Consider the following 15,210-nt stretch of genomic DNA (forward strand, 5'->3'; position numbering starts at 1 on the left):
ACCAGGCTGTGGACAAACGGTTCTCCACAGCCTGAGATGGATGCAGTACGTCCACGGCGGAAAGGTGGGGGCGGGTGGCATCTGAACAAATGGCCGAGGGCCAGGAGGGGATCGGGTCGCTGCCTCCCGCACGGCCTCTGGACGCCATCGACCAGGACATCCTGCGGATGCTCCAGGCGGACGGCCGCGCGTCCATCCGCTCGGTCGCCGAACGGGTCCACGTCTCCCGCGCGAACGCATACGCGCGGATCAACCGGCTCGTCGAGGACGGTGTCATACGGGGCTTCGGGGCCCGCGTCGACCACGAACGGGCCGGTCACGGGACGTCCGCGTACATCACCCTGAAGATCGTCCAGAACACCTGGCGCACGGTCCGCGAGCAGCTCAGAGAGCTTCCCGGCGCCTCGCACATCGCGCTGGTGGGCGGTGATTTCGACGTACTGCTGCTGGTGCACACGCCCGACAACCGGGCGCTGCGCGAGCTGGTGCTGACCCGGCTCCAGGCGATCCCCGAGGTGCTCAGCACGCGCACCCTGCTGGTATTCGAGGAGGAGGACCTGGAGCCGCAGGGCTGAGGACCGCCGCCCGCCGGAGGGGCGGACGCCCGGACGGGACGGAACGTTTTCAGCCCGCTTTGCGCAGCCCTTCGAAGGCCAGCTGCGTCACCGCGTCGGCCACCTCGCGCTCGTTCATGCCGCGCCCGTCCGGCCGGTACCACTCCACGATCGAGTTGATCATGCCGAAGACCAGCCGGGTCACCAGGCGCACCTCTATGTCCTCGCGCACGTCGCCGTCGGCCGCCGCGGCCTTCAGCAGCGCGGCCACCCGGTGGTCGAACTCACGCCGCCGCTCCAGCGCCCACCGTTCGGTGTCCGTGTTGCCGCGCACCCGCAGCAGCAGCGTCACATACGGCAGCTCGGCGATGAGGACCTCGACCATGCGCCGTACGACGTACTCCAGCCGCTCGGCCGCGCGCCCCGTGGCCGCCCGCTCCTCATCGAGGATGCCGAACAGCCCGTCCAGCGCCCGGCTGACCGCGCGGCGCAGCAGTTCCTCCTTACCGGCCACGTGGTGGTAGATCGACGACTTGGAGATGCCGGCGGCCTTGGAGAGGTGCTCCATGGAGGTGCCGTCGTAGCCGCGTTCGTTGAACACCTGGACGGCGACGCTCAGCAGCGTCTCCGGGGTGTACGTGTCGCGCTTGGCGGTGGTCACGGGGTGTCCTCCCTCTCGCGGGTGGCGCACGCGCACTGGTGGAGCGCGAGGGAGGGCGCGTAGCGGCCGGACCGGTCGACCTTGTGCATCTCGTCCAGCAGGGCGTGGGCCCAGCCGCGGCCGAGGCGGCGGCTCCACTCGAAGGGCCCCAGGGGGTAGTTCACGCCCAGCCGCATCGCGGTGTCGATGTCGTCCTCCGTGGCTACGCCCTTGGCGACGGCCTCCACCGCGAGGTCGATGATCCGGGCCACCGTCCGCGCGACGATCATCCCCGGGACGTCCCCGATGACGCTGACCTTCTTGCCGAGTGCCTGGAACAGCCCGGTGGCCTCGGCGACGGTCACCGGGGAGGTGTGCGAGGCGTGCGACAGGGCGATGCGCGTGGCCCTGCGGTAGTCCAGGGCGAGGTCGAAGTGGACGACATCGCGGAACTCCGCGGAGGTCCGCCCGTCGGCGAGCACCAGCCGACCGCCGCCCGGCAGCACCAGCCGGGTGCCGTTGTCCTCGTCCGCCTCGTTCTCCTCGCGCACCTCGATGCCCGCCTCGCGGATCAGGGCGAGCAGCTCCGAGGCGGGTCCAGGACCGCCTTCGGCGACGACGTACGCGGGCGGCCGTGCGGGCCGCGCGGTGTGCGGCTCGGGGCGCTCGGCGCCGTCCCTGTGGTCGTACCAGCCGTGTCCGGTCTTGCGGCCGAGGTGCCCGGACTCGACCAGACGGCGCTGCGCGAGCGACGGGGTGAAGCGCACGTCCTGGAAGAAGGACTGCCACACGGAATGGGTAACGGACTCGTTGACGTCCTGGCCGATGAGGTCGGTCAGCTCGAACGCGCCCATCCGGAAACCGCCGCACTCGCGCAGCACCGCGTCGATGGTGGCCGGGTCGGCGCCCCGGGACTCGTACACCGCGAAGGCCTCGGCGTAGAAGGGCCGGGCGACGCGGTTGACGATGAACCCGGGAGTGTCGGCGCAGGCCACGGGCGTCTTGCCCCAGGCGCGGGCCGTCTCGTACGCGCGCGTGGCGCTGGTGTCGTCGGTGGCGAACCCGGAGACGACCTCGACGAGCGGCAGCAGCGGCGCGGGGTTGAAGAAGTGCAGGCCCACGAAACGGCCGGGCAGCCGCAGGGCTCCGCCGATCGCGGTGACCGACAGGGAGGAGGTGTTGGTGGCGAGCAGACAGTCCTCGGAGACGATGTCCTCCAGCGCGCGGAACAGCTCCTGCTTGACGTCGAGACGCTCCAGGACCGCCTCGACGACCAGGGAGCAGCCGGCGAGTCCGGTGAGCTCCTCGACGGGTCGCAGACGGGCGCGCGCCGCGTCCCGCTCGGCGGCGGTCAGGCGCTCCTTCTCCACCAGACGGTCGAGCCGGGCGCCGATCGCGTCAGCCGCCTGCCGGGCCCGGCCGGGAGCGGCGTCGTACAGCCGCACGGGGTGGCCCGCGACCAGCGCGACCTGGGCGATTCCCTGCCCCATGGTGCCGGTGCCGACCACGGCCACGGGACTGCTGAGGTCGAGTGCTGTCATGTGCGCGATCCTCCCGCACGGGGTTTTCCACAGATGCGGCGGACCCCCTTGTCCCGACCGATCGTTCGGTTACTCTAACTCTGACCGCCCGTTCCTGACTACGTTTCCGCACAGGTCCATGAGCTCGACGAAGAGTTCCTGAGACGAGGAGTTGGTCCCCCATGGCCGCCGAACTCACCGCGCACGAGCTGATCGCCCGGCACCGTCCCACGCTGGACCAGGCGCTGGAAGCGATCCGTACGCGCGCGTACTGGTCCCCGCACCCCGAGCACCCCAAGGCGTACGGGGAGAACGGCAGCCTGGACATGGCGGCGGGCAAGGCCGCCTTCGACGCCCTGCTCGGCACCCGCCTCGACCTCGGCCAGCCGGGCACGGACGGCTGGGTGGACGGCGAGACCTCCCCGTACGGCATCGAGCTGGGCGTCAGCTACCCCCACGCGGACCTCGACGCGCTGCTGCCCGCCATGAAGGCCGGCATGCGGGCCTGGCGGGACGCGGGCGCGGAGACCCGCGCGGTGGTCTGTCTGGAGATCCTCAAGCGGATCAGCGACCGGACGATGGAGTTCGCCCAGGCGGTCATGCACACCTCCGGCCAGGCCTTCATGATGGCGTTCCAGGCCGGCGGCCCGCATGCGCAGGACCGCGGCATGGAGGCGGTGGCCTACGCGTACACGGAGCAGACCCGCACGCCCGACACCGCGGAGTGGACCAAGCCGCAGGGCAAGCGCGACCCGCTCGCGCTCACCAAGCGGTTCGTCCCGGTGCCGCGCGGCATCGGCCTGGTCATCGGCTGCAACACCTTCCCGACGTGGAACGGCTACCCGGGCCTGTTCGCCTCGCTCGCCACCGGCAACGCGGTCCTGGTCAAGCCGCACCCCCGCGCGGTGCTGCCGCTCGCGCTCACCGTCCAGGCCGCCCGCCAGGTACTCACCGAGGCCGGCTTCGACCCGAACCTGGTGGCGCTGGCCGCCGAGCGGCCCGGCGAGGGCATCGCCAAGACGCTGGCCACCCGCCCGGAGATCCGGATCATCGACTACACCGGCTCCACCGAGTTCGGCGACTGGCTCGAGAGCAACGCGCGCCAGGCACAGGTGTACACGGAGAAGGCCGGCGTCAACTCGGTGCTGGTGGAGTCGACCGGCGACTACCAGGGGATGCTGGCCAACCTGGCCTTCTCCCTCTCCCTGTACAGCGGCCAGATGTGCACCAGCCCGCAGAACCTGCTCATCCCCCGCGACGGCATCACCACCGACCAGGGCCCCAAGTCCTTCGACGAGGTCACCGCCGACCTCGCGAAGGCGGTGGACGGCCTGCTCGGTGACGACGCGCGCGCGAACGCGCTGCTGGGCGCCATCGTCAACCCGGACGTCAAGGCCCGCCTGGAGGCCGCCGCCGGGCTCGGTGAGGTCGCCCTCGCCTCCCGGGAGATCGCCAACCCGGAGTTCCCGGGCGCGGTGGTGCGCACGCCGGTGATCGTGAAGCTGGACGGATCGAAGCCGGACGCCGAGGCGGCCTACATGAGCGAGTGCTTCGGCCCGGTCTCCTTCGCCGTCGCCGTCGACTCGGCCGACGACGGGGCGGAGCTGCTGCGGCGCACGATCCGCGAGAAGGGCGCGATGACGGTCGGCGCCTACACCACCTCGCCGGAGGTCGAGAAGACCGTCCAGGAGGTGTGCCTGGAGGAGGCCGCCCAGCTCTCCCTGAACCTCACCGGCGGGGTGTACGTCAACCAGACGGCCGCCTTCTCCGACTTCCACGGCTCCGGCGGCAACCCGGCGGCCAACGCGGCCCTGTGCGACGGCGCGTTCGTGGCCAACCGCTTCCGGGTGGTCGAGGTGCGCCGGGAGGCCTGAGCCGCCTCAGAAGGGTGCGCCCCCGATGGCGCTCCAGTGGTACAGCGTCATGGCGACACTGGTCGCGAGGTTGTAGCTGGAGACCTGGGGGCGCATCGGCAGCGCCACCAGGTGGTCGGCCCGCGCGCGCAGCTCGGGCGACAGCCCGCTGCGCTCGGAGCCGAACGCGAGCAGCGCGTCGTCCGGCAGTTTCAGCGAGCGGATGTCCTCGCCCTCGGGATCGAGCGCGAAGACCGGCCCCGGCGGCAGCTCGTCGACGGTCAGCCGCTCCACGGCGGTGGCGAAGTGCAGCCCCGCCCCGCCGCGCACCACCGTGGGGTGCCAGGGGTCGAGGGTGCCGGTGGTGACCACCCCGGTCGCGCCGAAGCCGGCGGCCAGCCGGATGACGGCCCCCGCGTTGCCGAGGTTGCGCGGGTTGTCCAGGACCACCACGGGCGCAGTGCGCGGCGTGTGCGACAGCTTCGCGAGATGACCCGCGCGGGAGGGGCGTACAGCCAAGGCGGCCACGGCGGTGGGATGCGGGCGCGGCAGCAGCGAGGCGTACGTGGCGTGCGGCACCTCGGTCAGCAGCCCCGCCAGCGTCTCCCGCACATCCGGGGCCAGCTCGTCGGCGAGCGCCAGCGCGGCACCCCGGTCCGCGGCGAGCGCCAGCCGTACCTCGGCCCCGAAGCGCACCGCGTGCTTGAGGGCATGGAAGCCGTCGAGCAGGACGGCGCCGTCGGCCAGCCGGCGCCAGTCGGACACCGGGTCGGCCGGGTTCTCGGGTCCCGTGGTGCGGGCGGGGTCGTTCATGGCGTGCAGCCTACGTGCGCGGGCCCGGTGCTCCGCCGGGCGCCGGGGCGGCCGCCTCCACCGGGACCCCGTCCGCAGGGACGTCCGCCGGGGAGCGCGGCCCCGGGACCCGTGCCCGGCCCCCGCGCGGGCGCAGCCGCCCGTACGCGTGTGCCGCCAGATCGCCCAGGCGGCGCAGGAAGGACGTCGGCAGGAAGACCGCGTCGGCGGCGATCATCGCCAGGGAGAAGAAGGGCAGCCCGAGCGCGACGGCGATCACCGCGTGCTCGAAGATCATGAAGGACAGCAGGACGTTCTTGACCCGCCGGTTGAACAGCGTGAACGGAAAGGCGACCTGCACGGCGACGGTCGCGTAGGTCACCAGCATCACCATGGTGCCGCTGGCCGACAGCAGGTCCGCCAGAGCCGGCCAGGGGGAGAAGTACTCCAGCTGGAGCGGGTAGTGCACCGCGGTGCCGTCCTGCCAGCGGGATCCCTGCACCTTGTACCAGCCGGCCGTGGCGTAGACCAGACAGGCCTCGGCCATGATCACGAGCAGGGCGCCGTTGTGCACGATGTTCGCCACGACGTCCAGCAGGATCCGCGGCTCCCCGGTCCTCGCGCGGCGCCCGACCAGCCACCACAGCGCCTGCGCGAGCCACACGGTCCACAGCAGCGCCGGTATGAACCAGTCGCTGTCCGTCCGGCCCGCCAGCGTGGCCAGAACCAGTAGGAGGCCCAGCACGGCCCACAGGACCGGGCCGACCCGGTCGCGCGGCCACTCCCCGCGCGCGCCTGCCTCCTTCAGGCGGCGCGCCCGCCGCGCGTCCAGCGACCAGACCTGGCCGCAGCGGGTGAACACCAGGTAGATCGACATCAGGTGCAGGACGTTGTCGCCGCCGTCCCCCACGAAGACGCTGCGGTTCTGCAGCGCGAGCACACCCACCATGAAGAGCACCGACATGGTGCGGGTGCGCCAGCCCAGCAGGAGCAGCAGGCTCCACAGCACGGCGAGCGCGTAGACGGACTCGAACCAGAGCGCGCTCTCCGACCAGAGCAGCACGGTGAAGGCGTCGTTCGTCGTGACCAGCTGATCGGCGAGGTCCCATTCCCAGGGCCCGTCCGGACCGTACAGCTCCTGGCGGTGGGGGAACTCACGCAGCAGGAACAGCAGCCAGGTCAGTGCGAAGCCGATGCGGATCACGGCGGTCTGGTGGGGGCCGAGCGCGGAGTCGGTGACGCGGGCGATCACACGGGAGAGCGCCAGCGAGAGGCGGTTCACCCGATGCCTCCCCGGGTCTCGTCGTCGGGCAGGGACCACCAGGGCAGGGTGCGGTACACGGGTGTGGTGGAGATCTTCTCGTCGCTCCAGTCCGGCGGCGGCACGTTGGTGGTGCGGGAGCGGACCTGGACCCGCGCGAGGGTGCCGTCAGGGCCGGCGGCGTCCGCGCGGTCCAGGCGCATCACCATGATCCGGCGCAGATACGCCTCGGACAGTGCTCCGCGGTGGCCCACCGGGCGGTTGTCGTTGTCGTGCGTCGAGACGAAGAAGTCCCAGGCGCGACGCAGTTCGTTCTGCTGGGTGTGGCTGGGCGCCAGGTTGCCGTCGATGGCCCGGCCGTCCTGCGCGGACAGGTCGTACCAGCCGGTGGTCCGGGACGCGCCGTCCGCGGTGCGGATCTCGGCGCGCACCTGGACGGCGATGTTCTGCTGCAGGGGGTTCGGCGCGAACAGCTTCCAGTTCTGCTCGAACTCCGGGTAGATCCAGTTCTCGATGCTCTCGCGGTGCTGCTTGCTGACCGTGTTCGCGGGGGCGACGTGCAGGAACGTCATGCCGAGGTGCACGCAGACCGCGACGGCGACGAGCGCGAGGGCCACCGCGGCGCCGATCTGGTAGCGCAGGGAGAGGGCGGCCACACCGGTACGGGGGGCGACGGGCGGGCCGGTCGTGGAGGCGGGGTCGGAGGAGGCGGGGTCGGAGGAGGCGGGGCGCGGGTGCGGCAGGCCCCGCCCGGCAGGCTCCTGCCGGGCGTCCGAGCCCTTGTCGTACGCGTCCATCCCGCCCCGATCCACCGATCCCGGTCCGTCCCTGCTTCCGCCCCCGCCGCGAGGCCCCCGTGCCGCCGCGCGCGTCCGCTGCGCCGCGTCGCACGAACGGTACTCAGCACCGGCCGCCCGGACACAGTCCTCTCGGAACCCGTTTCCGTGGCCGTCACCACATCCCCGTGCGAGCACCCGTTGTCCACGGAAAGCCCCCCGCAGGTTATCCACAGCGGTTGACACCTCGCGGCGCCCGTCTCACCATGGAATCGCACGAACCGAACGATCGGTCGGGAGCGTGCTCCGGGAAGCATCCAGGTCGAGGGGGACCTCATGGCGACAGCAGCCGCCCGCGATACGGCCGGCAGCCGGGCGTACGACGTCTTGGCCGCGGACGACACCGCCGCCCACCAGCACGCCTTCGACGCGGCCGTGGCAGCCGACGAGCGGATCGAGCCGCGCGACTGGATGCCTGACGCCTACCGGGCCACGCTGGTCCGGCAGATCGCCCAGCACGCGCATTCCGAGATCATCGGCATGCAGCCGGAGGCCAACTGGATCACGCGCGCGCCCTCACTGCGCCGCAAGGCGATCCTCATGGCCAAGGTGCAGGACGAGGCCGGGCACGGCCTGTATCTCTACAGCGCCGCCGAAACACTCGGCACCAGCCGCGAGGAGCTGCTCGACAAGCTGCACACCGGCCGCCAGAAGTACTCCTCGATCTTCAACTACCCCACCCTGACCTGGGCGGACGTCGGCGCCATCGGCTGGCTCGTGGACGGCGCGGCCATCACCAACCAGGTCCCCCTGTGCCGCTGCTCCTACGGTCCGTACGCGCGCGCCATGGTCCGCATCTGCAAGGAGGAGTCCTTCCACCAGCGCCAGGGCTACGAGCTGTTGCTCGCCCTCAGCAAGGGCACCCCCGAGCAGCACGCGATGGCGCAGGACGCGGTGGACCGCTGGTGGTGGCCGTCGCTGATGATGTTCGGCCCGCCCGACGACGAGTCGCAGCACTCCGCGCAGTCGATGGCCTGGAAGATCAAGCGGCATTCCAACGACGAGCTGCGCCAGCGCTTCGTCGACATCTGCGTCCCCCAGGCCGAATCCCTCGGCCTCAGCCTCCCCGACCCCGACCTGAAGTGGAACGAGGAGCGCGGGCACCACGACTTCGGCGCGATCGACTGGTCGGAGTTCTGGGACGTCCTCAAGGGCAACGGCCCGTGCAACGAACAGCGGCTGGACCGGCGCAGGAAGGCACACGAAGAGGGCGCCTGGGTCAGGGAGGCGGCAGCGGCCCACGCGGCCAAGCACATGAACGGCGAGACAGGAGCGATGCGAGCATGACCCACACCGACTGGCCTCTGTGGGAGGTCTTCGTGCGCTCGCGCCGGGGACTGTCCCACACCCACGCCGGCAGCCTGCACGCGCCGGACGCGGAGCTCGCCCTGCGCAACGCCCGCGATCTGTACACCCGGCGCGGCGAGGGCGTCTCGATCTGGGTCGTGCCGTCGTCCGCGATCACCGCCTCCTCCCCCGACGAGAAGGACCCGTTCTTCGAACCGTCCGCCGACAAGCCCTACCGGCACCCGACGTTCTACGAGATCCCCAAGGGGGTGCAGCACCTGTGACGACGACACCCGCCAAGGACACCGCCGTCACGGCGGCCGCGCTCGCCCTCGGTGACGACGCGCTGGTCCTCTCCCACCGGCTGGGCGAGTGGGCCGGCAACGCCCCCGTGCTGGAGGAGGAGGTCGCCCTCGCCAACATCGCGCTGGACCTGCTGGGGCAGGCCCGGGTGTTGCTGTCGATGGCCGGCGACGAGGACGAACTGGCCTTTCTCCGCGAGGAGCGCGCCTTCCGCAACCTCCAGTTGGTGGAGCAGCCCAACGGCGACTTCGCCCACACCATCGCCCGTCAGCTGTTCTTCTCCGCCCACCAGTACCTGTTGTACGCGGAACTGGCCGCCGGGGACGGACCGTTCGCCCCGCTGGCCGCCAAGGCCGTCAAGGAGGTCGACTACCACCGCGACCACGCCCGGCAGTGGACCCTGCGGCTCGGGGACGGCACCGACGAGAGCCACACGCGGATGCAGCGGGCCGTGGACGCCCTGTGGCGCTACACCGGCGAGATGTTCCAGCCGGTCGAGGGCATCGACGTCGACTGGACCGGCCTGGAGACGGCCTGGCTGGAGTGGACCTCGGAGGTGCTGCGCCAGGCCACCCTCACGGTGCCCGACGGTCCGCGCACGGGAGCGTGGGCGGCGGGTGCGGGCCGGCAGGGCCTGCACACCGAGCCCTTCGGCCGGATGCTCGCCGAGATGCAGCACCTGCACCGCAGCCACCCGGGGGCGTCATGGTGACCGCCACCCCCCTGGAGGCGGAGCTCCTGGAACTCGCCGGTTCGGTGCCCGACCCGGAACTGCCGGTGCTGACCCTGCGTGAACTGGGCGTGGTGCGGGCGGTGCATGCCCGCGGGGCGGACACCGTCGAGGTCGAACTGACCCCGACGTACACCGGCTGCCCGGCCATCGAGGCGATGAGCCTCGACATAGAGCGGGTGCTGCGCGAGCACGGCATGCGCGAGGTCACCGTGCGCACGGTGCTCGCACCCGCCTGGTCGACCGACGACATCACGGAAGAAGGGCGCCGCAAGCTCCGGGAGTTCGGCATCGCCCCGCCGCGCACCCGGGCGGCCTCCGGGCCGGTCGCCGTGGAGCTCGGGGCGACCCGCACCCGGGAGGCCCGGCTGCCCGGGGGCGATCCGGCCCCCGTCCGCTGCCCGCACTGCGGGTCCGCCGAAACCGAGCTGCTCAGCCGCTTCTCGTCCACCGCGTGCAAGGCACTGCGCCGCTGCCTGGCCTGCCGTGAACCGTTCGACCACTTCAAGGAGTTGTGATGGCCCGCTTCCACCGGCTCCGGGTGGCCGCGGTCGACCGGCTCACCGACGACTCCGTCGCCCTCACCCTCGACGTCCCCCCGCAGCTGCGCGAGGAGTACCGCTACGCACCCGGTCAGCATCTGGCTCTGCGTCACACCGCCGACGGCCAGGAGATACGGCGCACCTACTCCATCTGCTCCCCCGCGCCCGACGGCGAGGCGCCGAGCACACTGCGGGTCGGAGTGCGACTGGTCGAGGGCGGCGCCTTCTCCACCTACGCGCTCAAGGAGATCGCCCTCGGCGACGAGCTGGAGGTGATGACCCCTGCCGGCCGCTTCACGCTCCCTCCCGCCCCGGGCCGGTACGCGGCGATCGTCGGCGGCAGCGGCATCACCCCGGTGCTGTCGATCGTCTCCACGCTCCTGGCCCGGGAGCCCGGAGCCCGGTTCTGCCTGATCCGCAGCGACCGCACGACCGCCTCGACGATGTTCCTGGAGGAGGTCGCCGACCTGAAGGACCGGTACCCCGAGCGATTCCAGCTGGTGACGGTGCTCTCCCGCGAGGAGCAGCAGGCCGGGCTGCCGTCCGGGCGGCTGGACCGGGGGCGGCTGGCAGGGCTGCTTCCGGTGCTGCTGCCCGTGGAACAGGTGGACGGCTGGTTCCTGTGCGGGCCCTACGGCCTGGTCGAGGGCGCCGAGCGGGCGCTGCGCGACCTGGGCGTCGCCCGCGCCCGCATCCACGAGGAGATCTTCCACGTCGACGCCCGTACGGCACCTGCCGTCACGGCGTCCGCGCCGGCGCACAGCACGGTCACCGCCCGGCTCGACGGACGCGGCGGCACCTGGCCCGTCCGGTCAGGGGAGTCCCTGCTGGACACGGTGCTGCGCAACCGGCCCGACGCGCCCTACGCCTGCAAGGGCGGCGTGTGCGGAACATGCCGCGCCTTCCTGGTCGCGGGCGAGGTGCGGATGGACCGCAACTTCGCGCTGGAGTCGGAGGAGACCGAGGCGGGCTATGTCCTGGCCTGCCAGTCGCATCCGGTGACGGAGACGGTGGAGCTCGACTTCGACCGGTAGCGACCGGTTGCGACGGGCAGCGACCGGCAGCAGCGGATATCGGGCGGACGCCGGGCGGGCGCCGGTCATCCGCCCGCGGCCGCTACAGGACGTGCCCCGGCTCTCCCTCGTCGGTGACGACAGGACGGCCGGCGGACTCCCACAGCTGCATGCCGCCGTGCACATTGACGGCGTCGATGCCCTGCTGGGCCAGGTACATCGTGACCTGGGCCGACCGTCCGCCGGACCGGCAGATCACATGGATCCGGCCGTCCCCCGGGGCGGCCTCGGTCAGCTCGCCGTAGCGGGCCACGAACTCGCTGATGGGGATGTGCAGCGCCCCTTCGGCGTGGCCGGCCTTCCACTCGTCGGCCTCACGGACGTCCAGCAGGAAGTCGCCGTCCTTGAGGTCCGCGACCTGGACCGTGGGCACACCAGCTCCAAAGCTCATACCCCCGACGCTACCCGACCGGGCGTGCGTTGCCTCAGCTCAGCAGGGCCTCCAGCTCGGCCTCGCGTTCACTGACCTGGGCCTTCAGCTGTCCGGCGATCTCCTCGAGCAGCGCGTCCGGGTCGTCGGGCGCGAGGCGGAGCATCGAGCCGATGGCGCTCTCCTCGAGTTCCCTGGCGACGAGCGTGAGCAGTTCCTTGCGCCGGGAGAGCCATTCGAGGCGGGCGTAGAGCTCCTCGCCGGCGCTGGGCACGCGCTTCAGCTCCGGTCCCGCTGCCCACTCCTCGGCGAGTTCCCGCAGCTCGGCCTCGCTGCCACGGGCGTAGGCGGCGTTGACCCGGGTGATGAACTCCTCGCGGCGGACCCGCTCCTTGTCCTCCTGCGCCAGGTCGGGGTGGGCCTTGCGGGCCAGCTCGCGGTAGAGCTTGCGGGCCTCCTCGCTGGGCCGCACCCGCTGCGGGGGCCGGACCGGCCGGTCCGTGAGCATGGCGGTGGCCTCGGGGAACAGGCCGTCCCCGTCCATCCAGCCGTTCATCAGTTCCTCGACCCCGGGGATCGGCATGAGCCGGGCGCGCGCCTCGTCGGCCCGCCGCCGGTCCTCCGGATCCTCACTGCGAGCGGCCTTGGCCTCCAGGATCCGGGCGTCGAGTTCCTCGAGGCGGGCGTACATCGGGCCGAGCTTCTGTTCGTGCAGCCGGGAGAAGTTCTCGACCTCGACGCGGAAGGTCTCCACGGCGATCTCGAACTCGATCAGCGCCTGCTCGGCCGCCCGTACGGCCTGTTCCAGCCGGTCCTCGGGCCGCGCCGCACCTTCGCCGGGCGTCCGCTCCGCGCCGGCGCCGCCGCCACCCTGCTCACCTTCCGAGGTCGTCACCCGGACAGCGTAGGCCACCCGCCGGGGCCCACGCCGCGCGCCCGCGGCTCAGGGTCCGTCCCGGGAAGCCGTGCCTTCCGCGGACGGCCGCTCAGACCCCCGTCTCCGCCGCGATGCGCCCCGAGCGCACGGCCGTCACCAGGTCCGTGTGATCCGCCTCCGTGCGGTCGGCGTAAGCGACGGCGAACGCGGCCACCGCCTCGTCCAGCTCGTCGTTCTTGCCGCAGTAGCCGGCGATCAGGCGCGGGTCGGCGCTGTGGGAGTGGGCGCGGGCCAGCAGGGCGCCGGTCATCCGGGCGTAGTCGTCGATCTGGTCGGCGGCCAGCGCCGCCGGGTCCACACTGCCCTTGCGGTTGCGGAACTGGCGCACCTGGAAGGGGCGGCCGTCGACCGTCGTCCACCCGAGCAGGCTGTCGCTGACGACCTGCATGCGCTTCTGTCCGTGCACCACGCGCCTGCCCTCGTGCCCCGCCTCGGGGGTGTCGAAGCCGGCCGCCGGCAGATGCGGCACCAGCGCCGAGGGACGGGCCTCCTTCACCTGGAGCACCAGGGGCTCGCCCCGGTGGTCGAGGAGCAGCACCGCATACGAGCGGGTGCCCACGCTGCCGGTGCCGACGACGCGGAACGCCACGTCGTGCACCGCGTGCCGGGCGAGCAGCGGATGGCGGTCCGGCGGGAGCGTGCCGAGGTACTCCTCCAGGGAGGCGGCCACCTGCGCGGCCTCGGCGTCCGGTATCCGGCGCAGCACCGGGGGCGCGTCGACGAAGCGGCGCCCGCCGTCGTCGGTCGGCTCGGTCGACTTGGCCGCGAACCGGCCGCTGGTGTTGGCGCGGGCCTTCTCGGAGACCCGCCGCAGCGTGCCCAGCAGATCGTGCGCGTCGGTGTGGGAGACGAGTTCCTCGTCCGCGATGGCGTTCCAGGCGTCCAGGGCGGGCAGCCTGGAGAGCAGCCGCATGGTGCGCCGGTAGGCGCCGACGGCGTCGTGGGCCGCCGCGCGGCAAGTGTCCTCGTCCGCGCCGGCCTCCCGCCCGGCGAGCACCAGGGAGGCGGCGAGCCGCTTGAGGTCCCATTCCCAGGGGCCGTACACGGTCTCGTCGAAGTCGTTCAGGTCGATGACGAGGCCGCCGCGCGCGTCCCCGTAGAGACCGAAGTTCGCCGCGTGGGCGTCGCCGCAGATCTGGGCACCGATGCCCGTCATGGGGGTGCGGGCCAGGTCGTATGCCATCAGGCCCGCCGAGCCGCGCAGGAAGGCGAACGGTGTGGCCGCCATCCTGCCCACGCGGATCGGGGTGAGCTCCGGCAGCCGGCCGCGGCTGGACTCCTCGACGGCGCTCACGGCGTCGGGACGGGAGGCGTCCAGGTCGAGGGCGGCGTGTGCGCCGCGCGGCACCTGCCTGCGCAGGGCCTTGCCCTCGGCCTTGGGCGTGCCCGCCGCCGGCCACTCGGCGAACCCGGGCACCCGCGGCAGCCGCCGTACCCGTCCCGCGGCGCCCGTGTCTCCGGCCTCCGGCGCCTGGGGCACCCCTCGGGCCCCGGCCGTACCGGCATTGAACTCGGTCATGGCGACCGCCTCCCCCGTCCACATGCGCGCTGTACACACGCGACAACATCGATCGTGCCGACCGTACCGCCGGTGGCCGAAACTCGTCAGGCCCCTGTGGACAACTCCCCGCCTGTGGACAACCGGGCCGCGCCTACCCGGCCTCCGCGACGTCCCCGGCCACCGGAAGCGCCCGCCCCTCGGCGAGCAACCGCCCGGCACGGCCGGGCGAGATGTCCAGGCGGGCCAGCACCGCGGGAACCGCGATGCCCGGGAGCATGTGGTGGAACAGCACGACCACCCGGTGCTCCAGATCCTGCCGCTGGCAGCGCAGCTGGGACAAGAGCTGCACCCCCGAGAAGCTGCCGACCAGCAGTTCCGCGGTCTCCGTCGCGTCGACATGGGGCAGCAGTTCGCCCCCCGCCTTGGCCTCGGCCAGCGTCCGGGTGGTCTGGTCGATCCACATGCCGAACGCCGGCGTCCGGTCCAGCCCCAGCGCCCCTTGGTCCAGCGCCAGTCCGACACTCGCCCGCACCAGCGGCTCGGTCCGCAGCCGCAACGCCAGCACAAGGCCGGAGTCGACCAGTTCCTGCAGTTTGGCGGCCTGGGGCGGCAGGGAGAACGCCAGCTGCTCCTCGAACACGCCGAGGGCCAGCTCCTCCTTGGAGCCGAAGTGGAAGTAGAGCGCGCCCTTGGTGACCCCGGCCCGCTCGAGGATCTCCCCAATGGTCGCCGAGGTGTAGCCACGTTCGTCGAAGACGGCCGCCGCCGCCTCCAAGATGGTCCGCCGGGTGCGGATCGCGCGCTCCTGTCGCGCCATCGGGTGCCTCCTGATCTGCGTGGATCCTCGTGGGTCTGGTGGGTCGCACCGTGCGGTCACCGTGCTGTCGGCGTGCGGCCGCCGTGCGGTCCGTCGCGCTGTCCGGCGCGCTCGGGCTTGCATCCGGCGATGTGGATCACCCTTGAAAAAAACCGTCTCGTCCGTATCTTAGTGCGAACCTAAACCAGATGGCC

At 72.2% G+C, this 15,210-nt stretch carries 16 protein-coding genes; 7 read left to right on the forward strand and 9 right to left on the reverse strand.

The genetic code is table 11. The features are described from left to right. Positions 1–89: 89 nt before the first annotated feature. Positions 90–575: an Lrp/AsnC family transcriptional regulator gene (locus AB0L56_RS06030; RefSeq protein ID WP_361027139.1), complete on the forward strand. Its 486-nt coding sequence runs from the start codon at positions 90–92 to the stop codon at positions 573–575. A gap of 49 nt (positions 576–624) precedes the next feature. Here the strand turns inward: AB0L56_RS06030 and AB0L56_RS06035 are convergent, their stop codons facing one another. Together AB0L56_RS06035 and AB0L56_RS06040 are read right to left on the reverse strand one after the other, a co-directional pair. Continuing rightward, complete coding sequence (locus tag AB0L56_RS06035; RefSeq protein ID WP_361026607.1) at positions 625–1,215, reverse strand: TetR/AcrR family transcriptional regulator; 591 nt, start codon at positions 1,213–1,215, stop codon at positions 625–627. Then, entirely contained in the window at positions 1,212–2,735 is a 1,524-nt protein-coding gene (locus AB0L56_RS06040; protein ID WP_365419511.1) for a 3-hydroxyacyl-CoA dehydrogenase, read from the reverse strand. The genes AB0L56_RS06035 and AB0L56_RS06040 overlap by 4 nt, the downstream gene beginning before the upstream one ends. A 161-nt stretch (positions 2,736–2,896) precedes the next feature. Between AB0L56_RS06040 and paaN the strand changes: the two genes are divergently transcribed. Further along, positions 2,897–4,588: a phenylacetic acid degradation protein PaaN gene (gene paaN, locus AB0L56_RS06045; protein ID WP_365419514.1), complete on the forward strand. Its 1,692-nt coding sequence runs from the start codon at positions 2,897–2,899 to the stop codon at positions 4,586–4,588. A 6-nt stretch (positions 4,589–4,594) separates the two neighbouring features. Here paaN and AB0L56_RS06050 read toward each other — a convergent pair whose 3' ends face one another. The 3 genes from AB0L56_RS06050 to AB0L56_RS06060 are packed head-to-tail and all read right to left on the reverse strand — an operon-like array spanning position 4,595 to position 7,417. Next, positions 4,595–5,380, reverse strand: a complete 786-nt coding sequence (locus AB0L56_RS06050; protein WP_361026616.1) for a TrmH family RNA methyltransferase — start codon at positions 5,378–5,380, stop codon at positions 4,595–4,597. Between the two features lie 10 nt (positions 5,381–5,390). After that, the gene (locus AB0L56_RS06055; protein WP_365419517.1) at positions 5,391–6,641 is read right to left on the reverse strand and encodes an HTTM domain-containing protein; all 1,251 of its coding nucleotides are present in this window, start codon (positions 6,639–6,641) and stop codon (positions 5,391–5,393) included. Beyond that, positions 6,638–7,417, reverse strand: coding sequence for a DUF5819 family protein (locus AB0L56_RS06060; protein WP_365419520.1), 780 nt, complete (start codon positions 7,415–7,417; stop codon positions 6,638–6,640). Before AB0L56_RS06060 ends, AB0L56_RS06055 begins: the two co-directional genes overlap by 4 nt. A gap of 315 nt (positions 7,418–7,732) precedes the next feature. On the opposite strand from AB0L56_RS06060, the gene paaA reads away from it, so the two are divergent. From paaA to AB0L56_RS06085, 5 genes are read left to right on the forward strand one after another with little or no spacing between them, the layout of a single operon-like run. Next, positions 7,733–8,743, forward strand: a complete 1,011-nt coding sequence (gene paaA / locus AB0L56_RS06065) for a 1,2-phenylacetyl-CoA epoxidase subunit PaaA (RefSeq protein ID WP_365419523.1) — start codon at positions 7,733–7,735, stop codon at positions 8,741–8,743. Continuing rightward, positions 8,740–9,027, forward strand: coding sequence for a 1,2-phenylacetyl-CoA epoxidase subunit PaaB (gene paaB, locus AB0L56_RS06070; RefSeq protein WP_361026628.1), 288 nt, complete (start codon positions 8,740–8,742; stop codon positions 9,025–9,027). The genes paaA and paaB overlap by 4 nt, the downstream gene beginning before the upstream one ends. Beyond that, complete coding sequence (paaC, locus tag AB0L56_RS06075; RefSeq protein ID WP_365419527.1) at positions 9,024–9,758, forward strand: 1,2-phenylacetyl-CoA epoxidase subunit PaaC; 735 nt, start codon at positions 9,024–9,026, stop codon at positions 9,756–9,758. The genes paaB and paaC overlap by 4 nt, the downstream gene beginning before the upstream one ends. Next, a complete protein-coding gene (gene paaD, locus AB0L56_RS06080) occupies positions 9,752–10,294 on the forward strand; it encodes a 1,2-phenylacetyl-CoA epoxidase subunit PaaD (protein ID WP_365419530.1) in 543 nt (180 codons plus the stop codon). Before paaC ends, paaD begins: the two co-directional genes overlap by 7 nt. Further along, the gene (locus tag AB0L56_RS06085) at positions 10,294–11,352 is read left to right on the forward strand and encodes a 2Fe-2S iron-sulfur cluster-binding protein (protein WP_365419533.1); all 1,059 of its coding nucleotides are present in this window, start codon (positions 10,294–10,296) and stop codon (positions 11,350–11,352) included. Before paaD ends, AB0L56_RS06085 begins: the two co-directional genes overlap by 1 nt. An 82-nt stretch (positions 11,353–11,434) precedes the next feature. Here AB0L56_RS06085 and AB0L56_RS06090 read toward each other — a convergent pair whose 3' ends face one another. The 4 genes from AB0L56_RS06090 to AB0L56_RS06105 form a co-directional block, all read right to left on the reverse strand. Further along, positions 11,435–11,764, reverse strand: a complete 330-nt coding sequence (locus tag AB0L56_RS06090; protein WP_361027142.1) for a rhodanese-like domain-containing protein — start codon at positions 11,762–11,764, stop codon at positions 11,435–11,437. A gap of 52 nt (positions 11,765–11,816) precedes the next feature. Continuing rightward, positions 11,817–12,656: a J domain-containing protein gene (locus AB0L56_RS06095; protein ID WP_365419536.1), complete on the reverse strand. Its 840-nt coding sequence runs from the start codon at positions 12,654–12,656 to the stop codon at positions 11,817–11,819. Between the two features lie 91 nt (positions 12,657–12,747). Beyond that, on the reverse strand, positions 12,748–14,217 hold the full coding sequence (locus AB0L56_RS06100; RefSeq protein ID WP_365419539.1) for a DUF2252 domain-containing protein: 1,470 nt from the start codon (positions 14,215–14,217) through the stop codon (positions 12,748–12,750). Positions 14,218–14,350: 133 nt separating this feature from the next. Next, on the reverse strand, positions 14,351–15,016 hold the full coding sequence (locus AB0L56_RS06105) for a ScbR family autoregulator-binding transcription factor (protein ID WP_361026646.1): 666 nt from the start codon (positions 15,014–15,016) through the stop codon (positions 14,351–14,353). Positions 15,017–15,210 lie beyond the last annotated feature (194 nt).

The organism is Streptomyces sp. NPDC052079 (assembly GCF_040680275.1).
Taxonomy (GTDB): Bacteria; Actinomycetota; Actinomycetes; order Streptomycetales; family Streptomycetaceae; genus Streptomyces.